The organism is Chryseolinea lacunae (genome assembly GCF_016735595.1).
In the GTDB taxonomy this organism is placed as follows: domain Bacteria; phylum Bacteroidota; class Bacteroidia; order Cytophagales; family Cyclobacteriaceae; genus Chryseolinea; species Chryseolinea lacunae.
This window is the reverse complement of sequence record NZ_JAERRB010000001.1, coordinates 592,425-616,939: the sequence shown is the minus strand read 5'-3', so window position 1 is coordinate 616,939 and position 24,515 is coordinate 592,425. Positions and strand designations below refer to the sequence as shown.

Annotated in this window: 18 protein-coding genes; 12 read left to right on the top strand and 6 right to left on the bottom strand. The window is 51.6% G+C overall.

What is annotated here, in order from left to right:
* Positions 1 to 4 precede the first annotated feature (4 nt).
* Both JI741_RS02295 and JI741_RS02290 read right to left on the bottom strand, forming a co-directional pair.
* Positions 5 to 517 (bottom strand): hypothetical protein, encoded by a 513-nt coding sequence (locus tag JI741_RS02295; protein ID WP_202006995.1) that lies wholly within the window; start codon positions 515 to 517, stop codon positions 5 to 7.
* Positions 518 to 534: 17 nt separating this feature from the next.
* Complete coding sequence (locus JI741_RS02290) at positions 535 to 1,080, bottom strand: tetratricopeptide repeat protein (protein ID WP_202006993.1); 546 nt, start codon at positions 1,078 to 1,080, stop codon at positions 535 to 537.
* Between the two features lie 526 nt (positions 1,081 to 1,606).
* On the opposite strand from JI741_RS02290, the gene JI741_RS02285 reads away from it, so the two are divergent.
* The 3 genes from JI741_RS02285 to JI741_RS02275 all read left to right on the top strand — a co-directional run bounded on the left by JI741_RS02285 (position 1,607) and on the right by JI741_RS02275 (position 7,278).
* On the top strand, positions 1,607 to 4,528 hold the full coding sequence (locus JI741_RS02285) for a SusC/RagA family TonB-linked outer membrane protein (RefSeq protein ID WP_236675891.1): 2,922 nt from the start codon (positions 1,607 to 1,609) through the stop codon (positions 4,526 to 4,528).
* A 12-nt stretch (positions 4,529 to 4,540) separates the two neighbouring features.
* Positions 4,541 to 6,217 (top strand): RagB/SusD family nutrient uptake outer membrane protein, encoded by a 1,677-nt coding sequence (locus JI741_RS02280; RefSeq protein WP_202006991.1) that lies wholly within the window; start codon positions 4,541 to 4,543, stop codon positions 6,215 to 6,217.
* A gap of 104 nt (positions 6,218 to 6,321) precedes the next feature.
* Complete coding sequence (locus JI741_RS02275; RefSeq protein WP_202006990.1) at positions 6,322 to 7,278, top strand: purple acid phosphatase family protein; 957 nt, start codon at positions 6,322 to 6,324, stop codon at positions 7,276 to 7,278.
* A 111-nt stretch (positions 7,279 to 7,389) separates the two neighbouring features.
* On the opposite strand, the gene JI741_RS02270 is transcribed toward JI741_RS02275, so the two are convergent.
* From JI741_RS02270 to JI741_RS02255, 4 genes are all read right to left on the bottom strand, one after another.
* Positions 7,390 to 9,297, bottom strand: coding sequence for an SPFH domain-containing protein (locus JI741_RS02270; RefSeq protein WP_202006988.1), 1,908 nt, complete (start codon positions 9,295 to 9,297; stop codon positions 7,390 to 7,392).
* Between the two features lie 293 nt (positions 9,298 to 9,590).
* Entirely contained in the window at positions 9,591 to 10,412 is an 822-nt protein-coding gene (locus JI741_RS02265) for a DNA alkylation repair protein (RefSeq protein WP_202006986.1), read from the bottom strand.
* A 34-nt stretch (positions 10,413 to 10,446) separates the two neighbouring features.
* A complete protein-coding gene (locus tag JI741_RS02260; RefSeq protein WP_202006984.1) occupies positions 10,447 to 10,911 on the bottom strand; it encodes a VOC family protein in 465 nt (154 codons plus the stop codon).
* Between the two features lie 158 nt (positions 10,912 to 11,069).
* Complete coding sequence (locus JI741_RS02255) at positions 11,070 to 11,528, bottom strand: YybH family protein (RefSeq protein WP_202006982.1); 459 nt, start codon at positions 11,526 to 11,528, stop codon at positions 11,070 to 11,072.
* A gap of 120 nt (positions 11,529 to 11,648) precedes the next feature.
* On the opposite strand from JI741_RS02255, the gene JI741_RS02250 reads away from it, so the two are divergent.
* From JI741_RS02250 to JI741_RS02210, 9 genes are all read left to right on the top strand, one after another.
* The gene (locus JI741_RS02250) at positions 11,649 to 12,620 is read left to right on the top strand and encodes a GlxA family transcriptional regulator (RefSeq protein ID WP_202006980.1); all 972 of its coding nucleotides are present in this window, start codon (positions 11,649 to 11,651) and stop codon (positions 12,618 to 12,620) included.
* A gap of 201 nt (positions 12,621 to 12,821) precedes the next feature.
* Positions 12,822 to 13,088: a hypothetical protein gene (locus tag JI741_RS02245; RefSeq protein WP_202006978.1), complete on the top strand. Its 267-nt coding sequence runs from the start codon at positions 12,822 to 12,824 to the stop codon at positions 13,086 to 13,088.
* A gap of 647 nt (positions 13,089 to 13,735) precedes the next feature.
* Positions 13,736 to 14,572, top strand: coding sequence for a chromate resistance protein ChrB domain-containing protein (locus tag JI741_RS02240; protein WP_202006976.1), 837 nt, complete (start codon positions 13,736 to 13,738; stop codon positions 14,570 to 14,572).
* A 73-nt stretch (positions 14,573 to 14,645) separates the two neighbouring features.
* The gene (locus JI741_RS02235; protein ID WP_202006973.1) at positions 14,646 to 15,407 is read left to right on the top strand and encodes a DUF2490 domain-containing protein; all 762 of its coding nucleotides are present in this window, start codon (positions 14,646 to 14,648) and stop codon (positions 15,405 to 15,407) included.
* Between the two features lie 134 nt (positions 15,408 to 15,541).
* A complete protein-coding gene (locus JI741_RS02230) occupies positions 15,542 to 16,117 on the top strand; it encodes an RNA polymerase sigma factor (RefSeq protein ID WP_202006971.1) in 576 nt (191 codons plus the stop codon).
* A gap of 199 nt (positions 16,118 to 16,316) precedes the next feature.
* Positions 16,317 to 17,408, top strand: coding sequence for a FecR family protein (locus JI741_RS02225; protein ID WP_202006969.1), 1,092 nt, complete (start codon positions 16,317 to 16,319; stop codon positions 17,406 to 17,408).
* A gap of 181 nt (positions 17,409 to 17,589) precedes the next feature.
* The gene (locus tag JI741_RS02220) at positions 17,590 to 20,913 is read left to right on the top strand and encodes a TonB-dependent receptor (protein WP_236675839.1); all 3,324 of its coding nucleotides are present in this window, start codon (positions 17,590 to 17,592) and stop codon (positions 20,911 to 20,913) included.
* A gap of 29 nt (positions 20,914 to 20,942) precedes the next feature.
* Positions 20,943 to 22,385 (top strand): RagB/SusD family nutrient uptake outer membrane protein, encoded by a 1,443-nt coding sequence (locus tag JI741_RS02215; RefSeq protein ID WP_202006967.1) that lies wholly within the window; start codon positions 20,943 to 20,945, stop codon positions 22,383 to 22,385.
* 109 nt (positions 22,386 to 22,494) lie between these two features.
* The gene (locus JI741_RS02210; protein ID WP_202006966.1) at positions 22,495 to 24,510 is read left to right on the top strand and encodes an FAD-dependent oxidoreductase; all 2,016 of its coding nucleotides are present in this window, start codon (positions 22,495 to 22,497) and stop codon (positions 24,508 to 24,510) included.
* The last annotated feature ends 5 nt before the right edge of the window (positions 24,511 to 24,515 follow it).

Below are 24,515 nucleotides of genomic sequence, written 5' to 3'. Positions count from 1 at the left end.
GGCCTTATTCGAGCTGCGCACGTATCAACTTGTGTGTTGCGTCGAGTTTCAGGCCATTGGTTTTGAACCAGGCGATGAAGTCGTTCCACTTCGATGCGTTGGCGTCTTGCCACGTGGTGAAGGCGGCTTCATCGCCTTTCATGAGTATCCAGTAGTTGTAGGCTTCCAGGTGTCCGGCATTTTGCACGTCGTTCTGATAGGAGTACAGTTCGTTAGGGTATTCCTTATCGTATCCTGACGCGAAGTATCGCGTCACGAAGCGTTGGCGTATGCGGTTCAGGGCATGGATGTCCGTTGTCTTCTCGGGCACCAGCGCCACCAGCATGGTGGGTTCAAAGACAAAGCAATAGGGGAGCCTCATGGTTCCGTCTTTTTTGAGCGCATCCGTGCTGATGGTCATGATCTTGCAAAAGTGCGATGCAGAAGAGTCGCCGGTGATCACGATGGCGTCGTTGTAAATTTTGTAGAGCAAGGCGCTGATTTCGGCTGTTCGTTTGGAGTTGCGTTCCAGGTTCATGAACAACTCGCCATAAATCAGGCCCAGATCGGGTTGTCGGAATTGGCATATAGCAATGCAGCGCGGTAGTAGTTTGATGGAAATGCCGGGTCCATCTCGATACCTTTTTCATAGAGCGGCAAGGCCTTGCCGTAGTCCTTCTTCTCCCAATACACATTTCCTTTTTCGAGGAACAGCATGCCGGCGTTGGGAAATTTCTTTAGCCCTTCGTCGTAGGCGTCGAAAGCCTTTTCGGGTTTTTCGATCAGGTCGTAGCTGTTGCCAAGCAGCTGATAGAGCCGTTCGGAGGCGTCGGGGTGTGATTTGAGTTTCTCCAGAATTTTAATGGTGCCTTTGTAGTCTTTGTCGATGTAGTGTGCATACGACTTCTCATAGGTATACATAAACTTTCCGGGGTCGAGGGCTTCGGCTTCCTCAAGCAGTTTGATGCTCTCTTTGATGAGCCCGGCGTCCATCAGGTCAATGGCGTCTTTTGTTTTTTTGATGGCTTTTTCCTCGTTGGTCTGGGCGCTTACCTGTGTGCACACCAGCACAAGGCTGAAGGCGATAACGGCTTTTCTCATGGTGTATAGGTTGAGACGGAGCGAAGATACTGTTTTGTGGGAAGGTGGAGAGAAGGTTGTGTGCGTGGATCGAGGTAAGAATTGAGCGTGATGACATCCGCTACAAACCCGGTGCGAAGAAATTCTCTGGAGAAAATGTATGGAAGAGGCTCATAAACGACGAAATGATGAGAATTTTTTTTTGGTAACAACGAGCATCAAATCATGCCTTCAACACGAAATCGATTTCGTGCAAAACTAACGTGATGCTCGCGTTTTCATAGGTAAATTGTATCCAAATTCTTAACGGAACGGTAACCTTGTGTAGTCGGTGGAGAACATGATATGATGTTACTTGCGCCCGTTTTCAACCGTTTGAATCAGAAAACTGATTAACTTTAATTATTACCCAAATTCAACAACATAGAAGCCTATGCAAAAAATCTATCTACTACCCTTGGGGAAAAGGTTTTTACCCCCCTTGCAAAAATGGTTCGTCGTGGCAGTCCTAACGATGCTCCTAAACGGGATCGTTCCCGTATCCCCCATGGTCACGTCGGCCATGGCAGCTTTTCAAACCGTAACCGTCAACGGCAAAGTTGTTGACGAAACCGGCGAACCACTTCCGGGCGTGAGCATCCTGGAGAAAGGAACCGCCAATGGCACCGTGAGCGATGCCGATGGTGTTTACAAAATTTCCGTGTCGTCGTCGAGCGCGGTTCTTGTTTTTAGTTTTGTGGGTACCAAGAGCCAGGAAGTGCTCGTGGGAACACAATCGGAACTGAACATCACGTTAGCGGGCGATGCGTCCACCTTATCGGAAGTGGTAGTTGTGGGCTACGGCACACAGGAGCAGAAGGACATCACCGGTGCTGTGGCATCTGTGAAAAGCGCTGACTTCAACCGCGGTATCATAAATTCGCCTGAGCAGTTATTGCAGGGTAAGGTTGCGGGGGTGAACGTCACCTCTACTAGCGGTGAACCTGGCGCTACGCAAACCATCACCATTCGTGGTGTGGGGGGTGTGCGCACCGGAAGCACGCCACTGTTTGTTGTGGACGGCATGCCGCTGGACAACGCCAGCACAGGCGGTGCAACCAACCCCCTCAACTTCCTGAACCCTCAGGACATTGAGTCGCAAATTGTGTTGAAAGATGCTGCGGCTACCTCGATCTATGGATCGCGTGGTGCCAACGGCGTTATTCTCATCACCACCAAGCGTGGCAAATCGGGTCGCTCCAGCCTGAACTACACCGCCAGCTATGGTATTTCCAAAATGGCCAGACCACTCGATGTGTTTAGCGCCGACGAATACCGTCAGCAAGTGGCGGCCATTGGCGGCACACTGGATGACGGCGGTGCTTCTACCGACTGGCAGAAGGAGATCTCCCGCACGGCAGCAACCAAAAATCACAACCTCTCGCTCAGCGGTGGTGCCGACAAACTGAACTACTTTGCATCGCTCGGTTTGCAAGACCAGGACGGTGTGTTGAAGAACAGCAACATGAAACGTTACACCGGAAGACTCAACGTGTCTCAGAAGCTTCTTCCCGACGACCGTCTCACCATTGACCTGAACCTGAGCGCTACGCAGACCGTGAACCAACGGCCTCCGATTGAAGGCATTATCGGGCAGGCCATCACGTCCAACCCAACCCTGCAAGCCTACAATCCCGATGGCACGCCGTTTCAATATGCTTCGGGATCAAACCCGATGTCGACGCTGGCCCTGAACAAAGACATCACCACCATCAACCGCGTGATCGGTAACATCACGCCGTCGTTGCGCATCGTGAAAGGCCTGGTGTACAAACTGAACTTTGGTCTCGACAATGCAAGTTCGGCGCGCGACTTTGAGTCGCTGTCGAGCCTGGTGCCGAAACAAGACGGACGCCTGGAGTCGACTTTTGGAAATAACACAAACACGGTGTTGGAGAACTACCTCACCTATCAACGCACGTCGGGCAATCACAACTACACGGTGTTGGCCGGTCACTCGTATCAGAAGTTTTTTGTGCAGACACGCATGTTCAGCATCAACAAATTTCCCATCACGGATCTTGATCCGCGCTACAACCCTGGCATCGGTCAGGACCTGACCTTGGTGAACAACCTGCCCACGGGTTCTGCACAACGCAACGAATTGCAGTCGTTTTTTGGCCGTGTAAACTATGCTTTCAAAGACCGCTATCTGGCTACCGTTACGGTGCGTGCCGATGGATCTTCGAAGTTTGGTGACAACAACAAGTATGGAACATTTCCTTCGTTCTCGTTGGGCTGGAGAATTTCGGAAGAGCCGTTCATGGCGTCCGTGCCCGTGAGCAACCTGAAGCTTCGCGCAGGCTGGGGAAAAACCGGTAACCAGGAGATCCCCAACAAGATCACACAAGCGTTGTATACCTCTGTGCTGGGCTCCGGAACAACCTATCCTATGGATGGCAGCACATACCCTGCCGGCACAACGTTTAGCCGTTTGGCTAATCCCGACATCAAATGGGAATGGTCAACACAAACCGACGTTGGTCTTGAATTCGGTTTCCTGAATGGAGCATTGACGGGGTCTATCGATTACTTTAACAAAGTATCGAACGACATCCTGTTGAAATTTATTCCTGCAGATCCCGTTCAGCCAGCCAACACATTCTGGACAAATGTGAAAGACATGAAGGTGACCAACAAAGGATTGGAGTTTGCCCTCAACTATGAGTACAAGGCCGCCAGCGGATTTTCCTTCTCGATCGGTGGCAACACCACGCTCATCCGGAACAAGGTGACCAACTCGCCTTACTCGGTAATTCCCTCGGGCAGTGCCTCGGGTTCGGGCCTTACATCGGCCACCATCAACGGTTACGTGAACAATGAACCGATCGGAACATTCTACCTGCTCGACTTCATTGGCTTCGACGAAACCGGCATCAGCAAATACCGCGATGTGGATGGCGACGGCATTATTTCAGACAAGGATCGTATTGCCGCAGGAAGTGCTGCACCGAAAACACTCTACAACTTCAATGGAACCGTGGCGTTCAAAGGATTTGACCTGAGCTTTAACTTCAACGGTGCCGCTGGAAACAAACTGTATGACAACACAGCGAACACCAACTTCTACAAAGCCAAGCTTTACAAAGGTGTGAACACCACACCCGAAGCCATCGGCTCGCCCGAAGAATCGCCAAACAACCCTGCACGCGTTTCGACCCGCTACCTGAAAGACGCTTCATTCCTGCGCCTCAACAACCTGACATTGGGCTACAATTTCTCGCCTGCAACGTTGGGTCTTGATGGCTGGGTAACAGCCCTTCGTTTGTCGGTGACTGGTCAAAACCTGTTTGTGAAGACCAAGTATAACGGCTACGACCCCGAAGTGAATATCGACCGAAACATCGATGGAACCAGCTCGTATGGTATCGACTACCTCAGCTATCCAAAAGCCAGATCGTTTGTGTTCAGCCTCAATGTTTCATTTTAAGTGATTACGACTATGAAAAAACGAATATCCTTTTTACTACTGATGTTCCTGGGAATTGTCATTCTTGACGGCTGTACAGACCTGAAAGAAGAAATCCTGGATGAATCTTCCACTACCGGTCTTTCGGCCAAGCAAGCTGCCGATGGCCTCATCGCGCCGGTGTATGGACGGTTGTTCGACTTGTTCAACCACACCAACTATTTTAATGTTCAGGAAATTTCCACAGACGAAGCCATTCTGCCCTACCGTGGTGGAACAGACTGGGGTGACAATGGTATCTACATCGCCATGCACCAGCATAACTACACCAGCACCGACCCCAACTTGCTGAACACATGGAATCTGATTTTCCAGGGTATCTCGCGTTCGTTGACGGCCATCTCTGAATTGCCGGCGAACACCGACCCCAGCGCGAAGACCTACATCGCGGAAGCCCGCGGCATGCGCGCATTCTATTCGATGCTGAGCCTCGATCTCTTTGGCGTTGTTTATGTGAAAGAAGATCCCAAGGCAGTGTCGAAAATCCTCCGTGGTTCGGAAGCGTTTGACTACATCGCCAGCGAACTGGTGGCGATTGAACCTGACCTCACAACCACTGCCGGTCCTGGCCGCCTGACAAAAGCAGGCTCATGGGGATTACTGGCCCGTCTGTATCTGAACGCGGCCGTATACCGCGACCGTTACGCGGCCAGCTTCACATTTGCGGCTGCCGATATGGACAAGGTGATTTCGTATTGCGACCAGATCATCAACTCAGGACAGTTTCAATTGTCGCCCGACTACTTTGCTGTATTCGGCAACGACAACCACACAAACAAGGAATTGATTTTTGCTATTGACCAACGCAACGATCTGCCCGGCGCTCACAACCGGATGTCGTATTTCTCTATCTCCGGCGATCAGTTTCCGTTGCCCGCATTCCCCAATGCAAACGGCACGGACGGCCCGGCCATTACGTCGGATTTCTATCAGTCGTGGGTTGATGCCTACGGTGCTGACGATCCTGCAGATGTGGACCCGAGATTTTACAAGCAGAACATGGATCCCAGCGTTACCTGCTCAGCCGACTTCAACATCAATCGCGGCATTCTTCGCGGACCTCAGCGCGGTCTCATCCGCGTGAACGGTGCGTTTGTGAAATGTGGTGACGGCACGTACCAGGTAGGACCGCTGTTCTATGTAACGCGTAACAAACCTGCAAAACCGGTAGACTTTACGTTGCAAGTTGACTACACGCAAGCCGGCAGTGACTACAACACAGGCTATCGTGTGGAGAAATATGAATTCGGACGCAAGTCAGACAGTGGCCGTAACAAAGGCGACGCCGACATTTCGATTGTGCGTTTGGCCGACATCTACTTGATGCGTGCCGAAGCCAAGCTGCGCAAAAACAACGACCAGAGCAGTGCGCTGGACGATGTGAATTTTGTGCGGGCTGCCCGCACAGCGACCACTCCCGCTCCGGCATTGGGCGAAATGAACCTCGACCTGTTGCTCCGCGAGCGCGGCTTCGAATTCTATTGGGAAATGCTGCGTCGCACGGACATGATCCGTTTTGGAAAATACGAAGGTACCTGGACGGAAAAAACAAACTCCGACAAGAACAAACGTATCTTCCCCATTCCCCAAAATGCAATGGATGGTGCCTCGAACATTCCGGGCTACCTTGTGCAGAACCCGGGCTATTAATCTGAAATAAACTCTCAACGGGGCAACGATCAAACACGATCGTTGCCTTTGTTTTTAAAAGCAGACCGAAAAGGTTTGCATTCTCTTGAAACCTTGAAACACCCATGATGATAAAACAAATTTGGTTTGGCGTGGCCCTGTGCTTGTGCCTGAACATTGCGCTGGCACAGACGGCGAAGAAGGAAGCAACGTTGACAACAAATCCGGATGCGCTCAACTTTATTCTGATGGGCGACTGGGGACGCAACGGCGATGACCATCAAAAGTCAGTGGCCGCGCAAATGAGCAAGACTGTGGTAGAAGGAAACGTGGACTTTGTGGTGGCCGCCGGCGATAATTTTTACCCCCTGGGCGTGATCAGCGAATTTGATCCCTTGTGGAAGTATTCGTTCGAAGACATCTACAACGCCTTTCCCTTGCAATGTGATTGGTATCCGGTGCTGGGCAACCACGACTACGGATCGAACCCCGATGCGCAGGTGAAGTACTCCACCATCAGCCGCCGCTGGCGGATGACGTCGCGCTACTACAGCAAGAAGTTCAGCCTGAACGGCGACACAACCAAACAAGTGCTGTTTGCGTTCATCGACACCACGCCGCTCGCTCCGGGCTACTACAAAAGCAAAAACCATAGCGTGCACGGACAAGACACCACTGCGCAAAAGCTTTGGCTCGAAAAAGTGTTGGCCGATCCCTCCCCAAACATCCGCTGGAAGGTTGTGGTGGGACATCACCCGATGTATACCGGAGGCGGAAGAACGGAAGGCAAAGACACGCAAGCCATGCGTCGCACGTTGCAGCCCATATTCGAGAAGTATCATGTGGATGCCTACCTCGCGGGGCATGAACACAGTTTGCAACACATGGGGCCCGTCAACGGCATTCAGCATTTTATTTCCGGCGCCGCTTCCGAACGCACGCCGGCGCGCATGCTGCCCATTAGCAAATTTGCAGCGTCAGACTATGGCTTCATGCTGTTCTCAGTCACACCCGAAAACATTCGCGTGCAGGTGGTCAATGACAAGGGAAAGATTTTGTACAACTCGCTCCTGACGAAGTGATGTATTTGGCGTCAACATAGATGCTGCCGGTACATGCTTGTTCCATAAAATGAAAGAGGCCCCAAGTCGGGGCCTCTTTGTTTTGACAGATGATGGTGTCTTGATTTTGAACTACGGCTTTACGTCGCTGTTTTTCTTCGGGTCCATCATTTCCATGAGCTTCAAGCCCAGCAGTCCGTCCATGGCATTGCCGCTTCCGTTGCCGCTGCCGATGAGCACATCGGGGATGAGTTTGATGTGCCCTTTGGAAAGTTCCTCTGTGATTTTGTAGCGTGTGAAGTTTTCGCCACCCAGAGCTTTCACCGCGAGCTCGTAGGCTTCGGCGGTGGACTTACCGATGGCGAGAATTTTTTCGGCTTCTGCATTACCGGTCAGCGAAATCTGTTCGGCTTGTGCCGATGCGCGCAGCCTGATAGATTCCGATTCGGCTTCTGCTCTTGCTTTGGTAGCTTCGGCTTCGGCATAGGCGCGCAGTTTGGTGGCCTCCGATTCGGCACTCACGGCAAGCTTCACGCTGGTGGCATCGCCTTCCGATTTTTTCACGGTGGCGCTGGCGGTGCGTTCGGCAATTTCAACGCTCTGCTGTGCCTTCACAATATCTTTTTGCATGTCGGCAATGGCGGTTTCCTTCTCCATGCCCTGGCGCGTTTCCTGCGCTTTCTTTTGCGTGTCGTAGGTGATCTTTTGTTCTTCGGCAAGCTTCCGGTCGGTCAGTGTTTTCATGAGCGACTCGGGCGGCACGATGTCACCAATAAGCGTGTCGACGGCGTTCACGTTATATTCGTCCAACACTTTTTTGATATGAAACTTGGCCGCTTCCTGTCTTTCTTTCCGCGTGCTGAGGAAGGCGATCACGTCGCTGTCCTGCGCCGAGTTTCTGAAGTAGTTGCCAATGGTGGGTTCCAACACCTGCGACACAAGGTTGATCATGTTTCCGAAACGGGCAATCACTTTCGGCGCTTCGGTGGTGGGCACGTGAATGATTTGCGCCACATCGAGGTTGAACGGGAAACCATCTTTGGATCGCACGGTGATGGTGCTAAGATTTTTGTCGAGGTTGTGTGCTTCGCTTCTCGCGCTGGCCCAGTTGAGTACCAGGTTGGTGGTGGGCACTTGCTCCACCTTCATGATATATTTGTTGATGGGATATTTGCCCGGCCCAAGCGGTTCCAGCCACACGCCTTTAAATCCTTTCTGCACAATGTTGCCGTGTTTGAATTCAACACCCGTCAGGTCGTGTCCATCCTGGCCGATATAAGAAATGACAACGCCCACATAGCCGATCGGAATTTCCGTCATCGGTATTTCTTCCATCTGCACCGCCCAGGGGTTGAGGTTGTAAGAACCGGCAAGAATCACCTGGGGTTGAAGTCCACGGTTACCATTGTTCTTGATAAACTTATCGAAGTCCTGGAAGTTGTTGTGATCGGCCACCAGTTGCCCGGCGATTTGTCCGGGTTCGATAGGAAGTCCGTCCAGTGTGGTAACGATGCCCACCATGCTTTCCTGGATGCGGATCATTTCTGTGACGGAGATCTGGAACAGGAGGGAGTTGATACGATACGATCCCGATGTTATGTAGTTTGCCTGACGCCCGCGTTGACCACCGTTGTTGAGAAACTTTTCGGCGTCCTGATAGTTGTCGCAATCCACACGATGCCCCAGGATGTTGCCGGTGGGAATTTCAGCACCGTCCTTGGCAAGGATCAATCCGATTTTTCCTTCGGGAATGATCACGAAGGGTTGCATGGTGACATCGTATTGCCAGAACCATTTCCAGAAATATAAACCCGGTGCTAATGTTTTTGCCTGAAAGCCGGCTTCGCCTTGTGTGGCAATGATGCGGCCGTCGGGCAGTTCTCTGTGTTCGCCAAGCAACACAAATTTTTTCGTCACTAATCCGATGCGGTCTTCGGGCACGATCACCATGCCAAAGAGGAATCGAAGAATGTACTTGTACAACAAGAGGCAGATCACTACAAGGAGGACCCACCAATAACTGAAAATTGGATTTTCCATAATTGGTTTAACTTAAAATTAAATGAACTATAATTTTGACTCGAAGGATGAATAGGAGCGATAAAGAAACGGGGTGCAGGTGCGGGAGATGCGTTGTGAGGTGTTGTTCCGAAGAACTGGTGTTTTAACTTTCATTAAACTCCGTGAGGCCACGGGCTTATTCCGGGATGAATGTAGGGAATAAATTCAGTGCTGTGGAAAGAAGTCCACAACATTATTTTGGAACAGAATAAAGAATTGTTTTTGTGTCGATTTAAAGCTTTTTCCTTTACTGACAACGTTTGTTGCACGTGTTATGTACTCTTTGTTTTGGGTTTGCCAAGACTCATATAATGCTCGCGTTTCTTTTTGTCGAGGTGTTCGATGGCATAGCGCAAGGCGGTGCGCGGCATGGCAGCGGCGTGTTTGTCGAGGAAGGTTAGCAGTTGCTTTGGGTCTTTTGTGCCGGCGTGTCTAACCCATCCGCCTGCGGCTTTTTGTACAAGATCTTCCTTGTCGTGCACCAGCAGCGCACCGATTTTAAACGTGTCGTTCACATCGCCCTGGCGAATAAAGAAGAACGTGGCGACGATGGCCGTGCGCCGTTCCCACATGTTCTTGGAGCGCGCGAGTTTGTAGAGAATTGCGCGGGGTTTGTCGGCGAGATAGCCACCCACCACATAGGGCGCAGAGCGGTCCACAAGATCCCAGTTGTTGATGCGGTCGTGACGGTTGATGTACAGATCAAAAAGTTCTTTGCGTCGGGTGGTCGTTATCTTTTTTGAACGTGCCTGAAAATCCATAATGCTCACGGCACCAGCACGCGCTTCATGCAGATGGCTTTCCAGCAGCGTTTCAATTTCTGCGGGCGTCATGTCGATAAATTCTTTTGCCAGGGCGAAGAGCTGTCCCATTTTCACGCCCATAAATTCGTCGCCGTCGCCATACTCACCTTCGCCCGATTTAAAGAAGCCCTGAACTTTTTTTCGTTCGCTCATCGAGCGAAGCGTTTCAAGGCGATCCATGAACGCGGCGGCCGTGAACAGGGGTGGGGAAGAAATGTTCTTCCCCGTTTTTTTTGCTGCTGTAGTTTTCTTCGGCGACGTCGCGGTTTTTTTTGCGGGTTGCTTTGCCATAGTGATTTATGTTAGCGGCAGACAATGTCAGGCACTAGGCCTCCTTTAACTTTTGAATATCAAGTTTTGTCATCTGCATCAGGGCACCCACCACACGTTTCGATTTTTCCGGATCTTTGCTTTGCAACAATTCACCTAAGATGGGGGGCACGATTTGCCACGACACACCAAACTTGTCTTTCAGCCATCCGCATTGTTCGGGTTTTCCGCCGTCGGCCGTGAGCTTTTCCCACAACGAATCAATCTCTTCTTGTGTGTCGCTCTTCACAAAGAAAGAAATTGCCGGCGAGAAAGTAAACATAGGTCCGCCGTTTAGGGCCATGAACTCCTGGCCATCCAACACAAACATGGCCGACATCACCGTTCCCTTTGGAACGGGCGCGCCTTCGCCATAGCGACTGATGTTTGTGATTTTTGAATTCTTGAAAATCGAAGTGTAAAAGTTAGCGGCTTCTTCGGCTTTGCCGTCGAACCAAAGAAAGGGTGTGATCTTTTGCATGTGAGTTTGTGTTTTGGTGAATGTATAAATAGTATAATTAGTGTTGATTCTGTTAAGGCAATACAAAAGCTTTCACCCGTTTTGCGGGGTGTCGGATTTCCAAACATAGCCGTGCTGGTTTACGTAAGGCGAAAAGCTTTACGTGTAACAAAAGGATGCTAAGGTTCCTGTGTGAATACCGCTTCGCGCGTGTGAGGATTGAAGGGGAGTGAACCATGTTCGTGCACGATCTTCCATCGTCCCTGTATTTTTTTGAAGCCTGTGGTGCAGCGTATCCAGGTTTGTGCTGCGGGATCGTCTTTGGCGGTTCCCGTCAATCGGAAAATGTAGTGCGCGAACCCCACATCGCCGCTCACGTGGATGGTGAGATCGCGAACTTCCACCTGGAACGACTCTGGAAAAAACGGAAGGCAAGCTTCCCACGTATGGCGCCAGGCCACGGCACCACGCGTTTGAAACGGCGGCTTCACATCAAACAGGATGGCGTCGGCAGCGTAGACCGATATCATGGCCTTCACATCTTTGCGGCAAAGGGCGCTCATGAAATAGTCAATCACTTTGCCGATCTCGGCCTTGTTATCCGTTTTGGTTTTGGGGCGCGCGAGTTTTGTTTCCATCGTGTTTGATTTTTGGCGTGAACAAATGTAGCGTAGTGCAAGAGGAAGATACGTAAAAAAGAGGCCAAGTTTAGGGTCATTCCGGACAAACCGTTAAATTGCTTGGCACGCTACGGAAAAATGAAAAACGTCGGACTGATATTGCCTTATCACTTCAAGCTGTTCAGTGTGGCTACTGTGCTCGATGTCTTTGAAACGGTTCACACGCTTTGCGTGAGAGTAAAAAAAGAACAGCCGTTTCAACTCACGTTGCTGCGCTTGCCGGAGCAACTGGCAGACGAAGGGGAGTTGTTTCATGGTCACGCGGTGAAGTCCATCAACACGCGAATAAAACTCGACATCGTGCTCATTCCCGCGTTCACCTCGCGCGACCTGCGCGCCACCGTCAACTTGAATAGTGCGTATGTGTTGTGGCTTCAAAAACAATTCAAGGCAGGAGCGGAGATCGCCAGTTTGTGCACCGGCGCAAATTTGTTTGCCGCGTCGGGTTTGCTGAATGGCAAGCTGGCCACCACGCACATGGATGCGTGTCCGAATTTTATTATCGACTATCCGTCGGTCTATGTAAAGCCAGGCCGCACCCTCACCGTAGACGAGCGGTGCTACACCAGTGGCGGCGCTACGTCGTCGTTTCATGTGCTCATTTTTTTGATTCAGAAATATGGTGGCAACGAACTGGCGGTGCGCATCTCGAAAACATTCTGCATCGACCTCAACCGTTCGCAGCAAACCTACTTCAGCACGTTCCGGCCCGACTATTCGCACAGCGACGAGATGGTGAAAAAACTGCAGCGCAACATCGAAGAAAATTACCTCAGCATCACTACCGTGGAAGAAATCACACGCGATCTGCCCGCCAGCCGCCGCAACATTGTGAGGCGGTTCAAGCAGGCCACAGGCGTGCCACCCATCGAATACCTGCAGCACATCCGCATCGAAAAAGCGAAGAAGCAACTGGAACTTACCAACCTCAACATCTCGGAGATCATACACGAAACGGGCTACACCGACCCGAAATCGTTTCGCAAGATCTTTGTGAAGCTGGTGGGGATGTCAGCTTCCGAGTATCGCAATAAATTGGGGGTAAAATAGTCAACCCGGCTAAACCCTGCGGGGTATCGTCCATCCCAACCCTGCAAGCCATCGTTCAAACAAACCTGTTGTCGACAAAATATGCCATGCCGGTGGTTTCGGCATAGAAAATGGATTTGGGTCCACATGCCCGATTAAACTTTCACAGCGAAAGGGCATCCAAGAAAGCACGAGAGAAGAACCCCCTAACCAAGGCATTTCATGAAAACAACAGCAATTGCCCTCATCATCGCCATCGGCAGCGTCGTTGGCCTATCGTCCTGCGCCCATCACGACAAGCTGTCGCGTGCAGAGCGAACACAAACGCTGAACGTGGCGCGCACCCCACAATATGTGTATCGCAATGGACACATGGGGTGGAGCAAAGGCTATAATCCCGTTCCGCCCGTGAAACGCAACACCTGGGTTCCGGGCAAGTGGTACAACTCCTCGCAGGGCAAAGTTTGGGTGGCCGGATACTGGCGATAGGCGACGAAGTATTGCGCTTCAGAAAAACTCACTAAGCTCCATCAGAACAAAATCTTGTTGTGTGTGTGAAGGCGCTATAAACCATACAATACATTCCACGAATTGGCAATCGCTGGTGCGCTGGCGTCTTTGTTATTTTATGGTGTAGACAACAGGGTTATAGTTCGTTTACAGAATGGGGTCGTGTAAAAGGCTGTCTTTGCTCAGGACAGCCTTTTCTATTTTTTTTGCCGCCAAACGATCCATGATTTATACAATACATGGCGGCATTAATCAATGTATCGTGAAAAATCCTGACCGTAATTTTAGCGTATCGCGCAACAGTCGTTGCGTGTCTTTGGTATAAACGCTCGTCAGTATGCAGCACGAAAATCCAATGATCGCCGTTCTCCTGAGGATCGCCGTCCTCGTGGAAGTTTTTGCTTCACTTGCGAACAACTTCGTTGCCCGGCTTCGCCCGCGACCACGCCATGTCGCGCAGGATTCAGAATGGATGTCGCCGTCGGCTAGAGAATGACTTGAGTGGTGGTATGCTTTTGCGCCACGTGAGGCCTGTTGCACAGCCACTTTTTTGTGCACCGAAGCTTTGTGTGCTATGATCGTGGTGTGCTGGCGACTATCTTCGTAGCAGCATCCAAGCCGACAGCATGAAGTGGATAACCCGAGAGCGTCCGAAGATTGACCGTATTGCCTGCCCGTGGCTGATCAAACGGTTTGTTGATACGGAGGCCGAAATCTTTTATGCTCCCTTCGACGACGTGCTTCCAACCGCACAGTCACTCAACGCCATTCCCTTCGACTTGCCCGGTGTTGAGTATACTCACTATGGCGATGAATGCACCTTCGACTACATTCTCCGTAAACATAAACTGACCGACCCAGCCCTGCATAGAATGGCGGGCATCGTGCGCGGGGCCGACACCGATCGTCACGACCTGGCGCGCGAAGCATCGGGGCTGTGGGCCATCTCTGCGGGCCTGGCCTATAACATCACCGACGATCAGCAATTGCTGGAGCGCGGCATGTTGCTTTACGACGCGCTCTATAGCTGGGCCACGCATTTGCAAAATGAAAAGCACACACAGAACCCCATCGAGAACCTTTTGCTCGATGTGTATAAAAAATACCTGAAACAAAAATCCGGCAAGACCCCGGCCTGGGCGCAGGAGTTGAAAGAGATCATTCAGGATCAGATCGACACCAACCTCACCCTAAGCCTTACGGAAATTTCGCAAAGCCTGAACGTGCACCCTACGTACCTGTCGCGTGAGTTCTCCAAATACTTCGACGACCTTTCGTTTGGCGATTACATTCGCAAGCTGCGCATCGAGAAGGCCATGGTGCTGCTGGCGTTGCCTCAACATTCGCTGGCCGAGATCGCTTACCTCACGGGGTTCTCGGACCAGAGCCACTTCAATCGAACCTTCAAAAAAATAACAGGAAAAAATCCATCGGAATACCGGAAAGCCGCCGCTAAAAAGTAAAGGAAATACAAATTGTAAATTTCATTCTAGACATCGGTCGCATCATTGGATAGCATTGTAAAAAAATACAACCATGCGAAATCCCGCACGATCCTATACACTCCTGTTGCTCGTCTTGTTCTGTGCCACCGCCGTTGTGGCCCCAAGTCCCCAGAAGGAAGTGCAACACCGCGAACAGCTCTGGCTGGGATATTTTTTGCAGGGAAGGCTGACAAATAAGTTTGGGTTTTGGGTGGATGTTCACTATCGCCAAACCGACCACTTCATCGACCGTCCGTTTCAGTTTATCTTCCGCCCGGCCGTGACCTACTTCATCAAAGACAACCTGCGGGTGAATGTGGGCTATGCTTTCGCCAATCATTTTCCGGCAAAGGGACTGGACACCTCGCGGCCCGAGCACCGGGCGTGGCAACAGATCTGGTGGAATCAAAAATATCCTGGGTTGTCCACGCTTCAATGGCTTCGCCTGGAACAACGGTTCAATCGCAAGATCGCCAACGATGTGCTGGAAGACGGCTACAATTTTAACTGGCGACTACGCTACAATCTGTCCTTTTTTATTCCGCTGAAAGGAAAAGAGATGGTGGCCCACACCCCCTTTGCGGCTGTGACGAACGAAGTGTTTCTCAACTTTGGCGACCGCATCGTGTACAACACCTTTGATCAGAACCGGTTTTTTGTCGGACTTGGCTATCAGTTCACTTCCCACCTCAATGCACAGCTGGGCTACATGAATGTGTATCAGCAAGACGCGTCAGGCAGCAAGTATATCTCCAGCAATGCCATTCGGTTGTTTGTGTTTCATAGCCTTGATTTCCGCACGAAGCAGGAATAGTGTGTAGAGTGTCGTGTACCATTTGTTGTGTTTTCAGCCGTTTCAAACGATTTAATTTTTACAGGGGGTTGGTTTGTGTAAAATAAATTTCCTTACTTGACCGCATCAATGGGCAATTCACAACCGGTCAACGAATGGATATAGAGCTGAAGTATTGGGATGCGATGCGCGGTGGAGACGAGGAGGCCCTGGCTTGGTTGTATGAACGATACTTCAAACTCCTGTATAACTATGGAAGAAAAATCGGCACAGCCGATGCACCCCTGCAGGATGGCATTCACGATCTTTTTGTAGACCTGTGGCGGTTCCGTGAAAGTTTGTCGGCCACCACATCGGTGCGTTTCTATTTGTACCGTTCGTTGCAACGGCGGCTGATGCGAAACGAAACATCAAAGTCTTTTTCGATGCCCGACGGCATGGACCTGGAAGATGCCCTTTCGTTATCCTTGCCTTCTTCCGAGCAGGACCTCATCGACGAGGAGCATCACACACAGAAGCTCAGTCGCCTCAAGAAACTTCTGAACGATCTATCTCCCCGGCAATATGAAGCGCTGGTCTTGCGCTTCTACGACGGCCTTTCCTTCCACGACATTGGTGCCATCCTGAATGTGAACGAACAGTCGGCCCGCAACCTCGTGCAACGTGGCGTAACCCAGTTGAAACAGTATGCCAAGTACGTGCTGTCGCTGTGCCTGCTCATGCTGTCTTAACACCTCCAAGAATTCTCCTTTTTGCAACGTGCGCATCCAATCCGGTCATGCCTGGATTGGGATGAAAGCTGTTTTCGGGGTATTGGTATCCCTCCGGAAAATATTTTTTGTGTCCGGTGAGTTAAAATTGAAAAACCGTGCTTTTGGGTATGAAAAATCGTTTGAAAAGGTTTTATCCGATTCTTAAAAGTTACGGGAAATGAAAAATTATAGGGGATATACGGCCGAGGAATTTGCTTCGGATGATGACTTTATCCTTTGGGTAACGGCAGGGCAGGAACACCCGTCGGTGGAGGCGTTTTGGAAAACGTGGATGGCGGAAAATCCCGACTGTGCAGAAGAAGTAAACGAAGCGCGACTCATGATCCGCGCCGTGCTTGAAGAGCGTCAGTACATGCCCGACCAGCGCAAGCAGGATTTGGTGTGGCAACGCATCCGGCAAACGGCGCAGCTCAAAGGCCCGCAAGCCCGGCACGTGAGTTTCTGGAGCCACTGGTACAACCGGGCGGCCGTTATCGCGGCCATCGTTGGTTTTGGATGGGCGACCTGGTCGTGGCTGGCCCATCCGGCGGCCGACACTGCTGCGCCACTGGCGAGTCGCGGTGCCATGCGCCAGGAAACCAACGCCACCAAACTGCCCATCACCATTCAGCTTGAAGACAAAAGCTATGTGGTGTTGCAGCCGCAGAGCAAACTGGAATATCCCGTTCATTTTGAAAAAGGATCGCGTGAAGTATACCTGGAAGGTGAAGCGTTTTTTCAGGTGCACAAAGACCCCGAACGCCCTTTCCTGGTGCATGCCAACGAAATTGTGACGCGTGTGTTGGGAACAAGTTTCACCGTGCGCAGCTTTGCCGGCGAAAAGGATGTGAAGGTGCAGGTGAAAACCGGAAAGGTGTCGGTGTTGAAAGAGCACGGCGACACAGCCACCGACCGCGATGCCGTGGAAGGCGTGATCCTCACCCCAAACCAACAAGTGGTGTATGAACGCCGCGAAATGAAGATGACCAAGTCACTGGTTGAAAACCCAACCGTGCTCATCCCGGTAGAGAAACTGGAATTTGAATATGCCGATGCGCCCGTCGCGGAAGTGTTCCGGGCGGTAGAAGAAGCCTATGGTGTTGACATCGTGTACGACGAGCAGGTGTTGGCCAATTGCCACCTCAATGCATCGCTCACCGACGTGTCGCTCCACGACAAACTGAAGCTGATTTGCAAAGGCATCAACGCGACCTATGAAGTGATCGATTCGCACATTGTGATCTATGGAAAAGGATGTGCCAATCCATAACCTGAAAACCTTACCAAAGCCTAAACATCAATTGCCTATGAGAACATAGTCTACACATCAAAAAAAGAAGCCGATGGTGCTCGAACACCACCGGCTCAAAAGACCTCCCTCGCCATCCCAGGGATGAAGAGAGGCATTGTCTATCCGTCGTAAACACATCAAGACAAAACATTTCAAAAGTATGAAAAAAGAACGATATGTTCATGGACAGCTATTGTTCATTATGAGGGCTTCATTTATCTATTTTCTTTCCCTATTCCTCTTCCTGAGCATGGCCCATGCAGGAGAGTCGAATGCGCAAATTCTCGAGAAGAAGGTTTCCCTCCGCATCGAGAACCTCACCATCCGCGAGGCCCTGCAAAAAATTGAAAAGGTATCCGATGTTAAATTTTTGTATCAGCCCCGCATCTTTTCCGGGCAGGCAAAAATAAACGTTTCCTTCACCGACGAGCGGCTTGCCGACGTGCTGAAGAAAATTCTGGACCCTCTCGAAGTTCGCTTCGAACTGGAAGGCAACCAGATTGTGCTCACCAAACCGCAGCGCAGTGCGCTCGAAGAAACCGAATCGATTCCCAACACACCCCACACGCTGGAATTGCAGATCACGGGCACCGTCACCGACGACCTCGATCAGCCGTTGCCCGGCGTGAACATTCTGGTGAAAGGAAGTTCATTCGGAACAACATCAGACGCGGAAGGAAAATATTCGCTGGCAGTGACAGACGAAACGGCTGTACTTGTGTTTTCATTCATCGGGTTTCTCACACAGGAAGTCGCCATTGGGCAACGCACCGATGTGAAAGTGCAGATGATGCCCGACGTGACATCGCTGGCCGAAGTGGTAGTGGTGGGTTATGGTGAAGTGAAGAAGTCGGATGTTACGGGTTCTATCTCGTCGGTGAAAGGCGATGAGTTGAATGCTTACCCGTCAACAAACATGATGCAGTCGCTGGCGGGCAGAGCAACCGGTGTGCAGATTTCACAGAACACCGGCGCTCCTGGTGCTGCGGTGAGTGTGCGCGTGCGGGGAACAAACTCCGTGTATGGCAGCAACGAACCGCTCTATGTTGTCGACGGCTTTCCCTATTCGGGCAACCCGACACTGCTCAACAATGCCGACATCGAATCGATCGAAATTCTGAAAGACGCATCGGCTACGGCCATCTATGGATCGCGCGGTGCCAACGGCGTGGTGCTCATCACCACCAAGCGTGGCAAGTCGGGCAAAACCACAGTGGACTATGACGGCTACTATGGCGTGCAAACCATCCGCAAGAAAATTGAAATGATGGATGCCACCGAGTATGCAAAATTTTATAACGAACAAGCCGCCAACGATGGCCTGGCCCCGCACTTCACCCAGGATCAGATCAACGGTTTTGGCAAAGGAACCGACTGGCAGGATGTAGCCTTGCAAACAGCGCCCATCCAAAACCATTCGCTCAGCGTGAGCGGTGGCGGTGACAAGACGCGGTTCTCCATCTCGGGAAGCAACTTCAACCAGGCCGGCATCATCATTGGTAGCAACTATGTGCGCAACTCGCTGCGGGCAAACATCAGTACCGACATCAGCAAAAAATTCAAGTTCGACCTCAGCACCATTTTGAGCCGCATCGATTCCGATCGCAAAAACTCGGGCTTTGGAAATCGCGGAGGTTCGCTCATCTCGGCCATGCTCTCGGGCTATCCAACCATGACGCCCTACAACGCCGATGGCACCTACACCAACTTGTCTACAGCCTATGCGTGGGGATCGAACGTGATCACCAATCCGCTGAACTACATCGAACAACAATCGGACTTCATCCGCTCCAACAAGGTGCTGGCCAATGGCGCGGTGACCTATAAGGTTCTGGAAGGTCTGTCCATAAAAATTTCGGGCGGTATCGAGAACACCGACGATCGCAACGATGGCTACACCACCAAAAAATTTGTGAACTCCACCGGTTCGGCTTTTGTGAACACCACCCAAACCAACAGCGTGCTGAACGAAAACACCATCAGCTATGTGAAGGAGTTCGACAAACATTCGCTGTCGGCTGTGGCGGGTTTCACGTACCAGAACTACAAGGCTACCACGCTCAATGCTTCGGGCAGCGGGTTTGTGAGCGATGTGCAGGAGTCGTTCGACATTGGTGCGGCGGCTACGCAAGGGGTTCCCAGTTCGTCGTTCAACGAATGGTCGCTCTTGTCTTACCTGGCCCGTGTTAACTATGGTTACAACGGAAAATATCTGGCCACGGTGAGCTTTCGTGCCGACGGATCGTCGCGCTACACAGAAGGTCAGAAGTGGGGAAAATTCCCTTCGGCTTCGCTGGCCTGGCGTGTGTCGGAAGAAGAATTTATGCAAAACATCCGCGTCATCTCAAACCTGAAGCTGCGCGTGGGCTATGGTGAAACCGGAAGCACGGCGATCTCGCCCTATCAAACCCTGAATCAACTGGTGTCCGGCAAAGTGGTGTTTGGTGATGCACTCACCACCTACTACGCGCCCGACAAGCGTTTGGCTGGACCCTTAAAGTGGGAGACCACCGCGCAGACCGACGTAGGATTGGAACTCGGCCTCTTCGAGAATCGCCTCAACTTCTCGGCCGACTATTATGTGAAGAATACACGCGATTTGCTGAACACGGTGCCGCTTCCTTCTTCACTGGGTTATGGCTACACCATTCAGAACATCGGCAAGATTCAAAACAAAGGTGTGGAGCTGGCCCTGAGTGGCGTGGCGCTTGACGGACCTTTTCGTTGGGACTTGTCGGCAAACGTTTCGATTAACCGGAACAAAGTGGTGAAACTCTACGGCGGCAACGACGTGTTGGGCGATGCCATCGATATCTCGGTGATCAACGACAACGTGAACATTCTTCGCGAAGGCGAACCCATCGGATCGTTCTTTGGCTACATCGAGAAAGGTTATGATGACAAGGGTAAAATTGTGTACGAAGACTACAACGGCAACAACACCCGCGACATCGGCGACAAACGCATCATCGGAAACCCGAACCCCAAATTCATCTTCGGGTTCAACTCCACGATGGCCTACAAAAATTTCGAACTCAATATTTTCATCCAGGGCTCGCAAGGCAACGACATCTTTAACGTGAGCGCCGTGAACCAGACGCTTGACTATGGTCAGGCCCTGAACATGCCCCGCGACGTTTATGAAAATCACTGGACGCCCGAGAACCCGAACGCAAAATATCCGGTCATCAGCCGTAGCACACAAACACAGGTGTCGAACCGGTTTGTGGAAGACGGGTCCTACGTTCGGTTCAAGAACATTCAGTTGAGCTACAACCTGCCGGTGTCGGCGTTGGAGTTGAACTGGTTGCGCAAGGCCCAGCTGTATGTGAGCGGCCAAAACCTGATCACCATCACAGGCTACTCGTGGTATGATCCGGAAATCAACTCGTATGGCAGCGCCAATTCGATCCGCCTGGGCATCGATCACTATAGCTACCCGACGGCAAAGACAATGACTGTAGGGTTGCGTCTCGGGTTCTGATTGTGTACACCAACTAAACGAAATTCAGTATGAAAAAAATATATCTTTTCCTTTTCACCGCCACGCTCGCCGCAGGTTGCAGCGATGTGCTGGAAGAAAAACCGAAATCGCTCTCTGCCGAATTCTTCTACAACACGCCCGACGAAGCGGCCGCTGCCGTGAACGCCATCTATGGCCCCATGCGTGTAGACAACGCGTTGGGAATAAACTATCCGGCGCAATTGGAAGGCTTGGCCGACTATGGCAACTCGCGGGGCAGTCAGACGCCCGTGAGTTTGTATCAGGGGCTTGACAACACAAACATCAGCCGTGTGAGCACCATCTGGGATAACTTTTATCAATCCATTCGCAATGCCAACATTGTGATCAAGAACGTGCCCAACGGCAAGGAGATTTCGGCGCAGGCCGCAGCTGCCTTTGTGGGGGAAGCCAAATATTTGCGCGCCCTCATCTATTTCGCCATGGTGCGCAACTGGAACGGCGTGCCCCTTCGCACCGAGCTGAACATGACGGAACAAAACGTTCCCCGTGCCAGCGTGCAGGAAATTTATGAACAGATCGTGAAAGATGCCCTCGAAGCCGAGAGCACACTTCCCGACCTGGCGGCACAACCGGGCAAGCCGACCAAATGGGCAGCCAAAACACTTTTGTCGGAAGTATACCTGACGTTGGAGCGCTGGGAAGATTCGCGTGCCAAGGCGGCCGAAGTAATTGCTTCCGGAAAATATGATCTGGTAGCGGTGTCGACGTCGGAAGACTTTCAGAAGATCTACGGACCCGAAGTGGTGTCTACTTCGGAAGAAGTTTTCTATTTCAAATATTCACGTCAGCAAGGGTTTGGGTTGGTCAACTATGCCCACCGGTCCACGGCGCAGTATAAGTATTACGGTCCCGGCGGTGTGTATGCACAGTATACCGATTCGGTATCCAATCCAGTCATCAAAAACTGGGACAAGAAGGATCTTCGCAAGGCACACATTCTCTACAATGTGGATGTGGGTCTCGGCGTCAACACATGTCTCTATCGCAAATACAGAGATCCCATTGCCACCAACCTGGGAGCAGGCAACGACTTTCCCTGGTATCGTTATGCCGACGTCTTGTTGTTCCATGCCGAAGCGGCCAGCCGTGCCAACGGTGGGCCTACCTCGGAGGCTGTGGAAAGCTTGAACAAAGTGCATCGCAGAGCCTACGGCTACAATGCCAATGCCGCATCGCCGGTCGACTTTTCTATTGGTGATTTTGATGCCACAACGTTTGTCGACAAGGTGGTGGAAGAGCGTGGCTTTGAAACCATGTATGAAGCCAAGCGATGGCTCGACCTGAAACGACTGGGCATTGCCAAGCAGCGCATCAAGGAAGTGAAGAACATTGATGTGGCCGACAAACACATGCTGTGGCCGATTCCAAACTCGGAGTTGCTTTACAACAAGGCACTTGATCCGGCAAAGGATCAAAACCCGGGATATTAATTCGTAGATTACAGTAGCGAAACAGTTGGGTAGATGAGGTGTGCGCAAAGGCTTAGGTCATAGGAAGCCGATGCGCCGCTCATCGCACACACATTCAACAAAAACTTTTATGATGCTTATCAAAACTCTCTTCCGCGCGATCGGTTTGGTCCTGGTTGTGTCCTGCACCGTGATTGCTCAAAACAAAATCAAGGTCGACGTTTGCATTTACGGCGGAACATCGGCCGGTGTGATCGCTGCCTACACAGCGCAAAAGCTGGGAAAGACGGCGTTGCTCATTGAGCCCGGTAAACACCTGGGTGGGATGAGTTCGGGCGGTCTGGGGTTCACCGACATCGGAAACAAATATGCTATCACCGGACTTGCCCGCGATTTTTATCGCCGTGTGGGAAACCACTATGGCAAGTTTGAACAATGGACATTTGAGCCGCACGTGGCCGAAGACATTTTTAAAGGCTATGTGGCGCGCGGTAAATTTAAGGTGCTCTATGAAAGCCGGGTGAAGGACGTGCGCAAGGAAGGCAATCGCATCACGGCCATTGTGCTGGAGAACGCGGCCAACCCAGGCCTGCCCAACACCATCATTGAAGCAAAAATGTTTATGGACTGCGGCTATGAAGGCGACCTCATGGCCAAAGCCGGCGTGCAGTATGCCGTGGGAAGAGAAGCCAATGCAGACTTCGACGAGACCATTAACGGTGTGCAAGTGCACGAGGGACATCAGTTTCCCGGAGGAATCGATCCCTATAAAACACTGGGCAAGCCCGAGAGCGGATTGTTGTGGGGCATCAGCAATGCCACGCTGGCGCCCATCGGTTCCGGCGACAAGTCGGTGCAAGCCTACAACTATCGCATATGTCTTTCTACCAACCCCGCCAACCAGGTGGCCATCACCAAACCGCAGGGCTACGATTCAACACGCTATGAACTTTTGCTCCGCCTTTTTGCGGCTACACCGCAGAAGCGAACACTCAACGATTATTTTATCGTGAGCCGCATGCCGAACCAAAAAACGGACATCAACAACCGCGGCGGTTTTTCGACAGACATGATTGGTGCGAACCACGACTATCCGGAGGCAACCTACGCACGACGCGATGCCATTGTGCGTGCGCATGAAGACTACACCAAAGGACTGCTTTATTTTTATGGACACGATTCGCGTGTGCCGGCCGAGTTGCGTACGGAAATGTTGAAGTATGGCTATCCCAAAGACGAATATACGGATCACGGAAACTGGTCACCCCAACTCTACGTGCGCGAAGCCCGCAGGATGGTGGGCAGCTATGTGATGCACCAGGCAAACTGCCAGGGCAAAGTGGTGGTTCAGGATGGCGTGGGAATGGCGGCCTACACCATGGACTCGCACAACTGTCAGCGCGTGGTGGCAAATGGCATGGTGAAAAATGAAGGCAATGTGGAAGTGGGTGGCTTTGGTCCGTATCCAATTGCCTATGGCTCCATTGTTCCAAAACCCGAGCACTGTGGAAATCTGTTTGTGCCCGTGTGCTTGTCGGCAACTCACATTGCCTATGGTTCCATTCGCATGGAGCCCGTGTTTATGGTGCTCGCACAATCGTCGGCAGTGGCGGCGGTGATGGCCATCGACGGCAAGACGGACATTCAGGCCATTGACGTGGCAAAACTTCAGCAACAACTAAAAACAAATCCCCTTGCCGACGGCACCATCATGGACGTGCTTGTCGACAACGACGATGCCGCGAGCATAACGAAAAGAGGATCATGGACGTCGGAAGCCAAAGGTGGCTACGGCCCTTCGTTCCTTCGATTGGACGCCACGTCCTCCGCGCCGGAAAGCACGGTGCGTTTTGTTCCCGACATTCCGAAGCAAGGTGTCTACACGGCCTATGCGTATTTTCCCAAAGTGACGGGGCTATCGTCTCAAACACTGGTGACGGTGAACGACGGAAAAAACAAAAAAGAAATTGTGGTGAAGTCGTCCGACATTATTGTGGAAGGGCAGACTTCGGGTGAGTGGGTGTCGCTGGGCGACTATACGCTGGCAAAGGGTAAGAATGCTTCGGCTGAAATTTCAACACGCGGTGCCAACGGCGTGGTGGTGGCCGATGCGATCATTTTCCTTCCGGCCCGTGTCAACAAATAATCTAA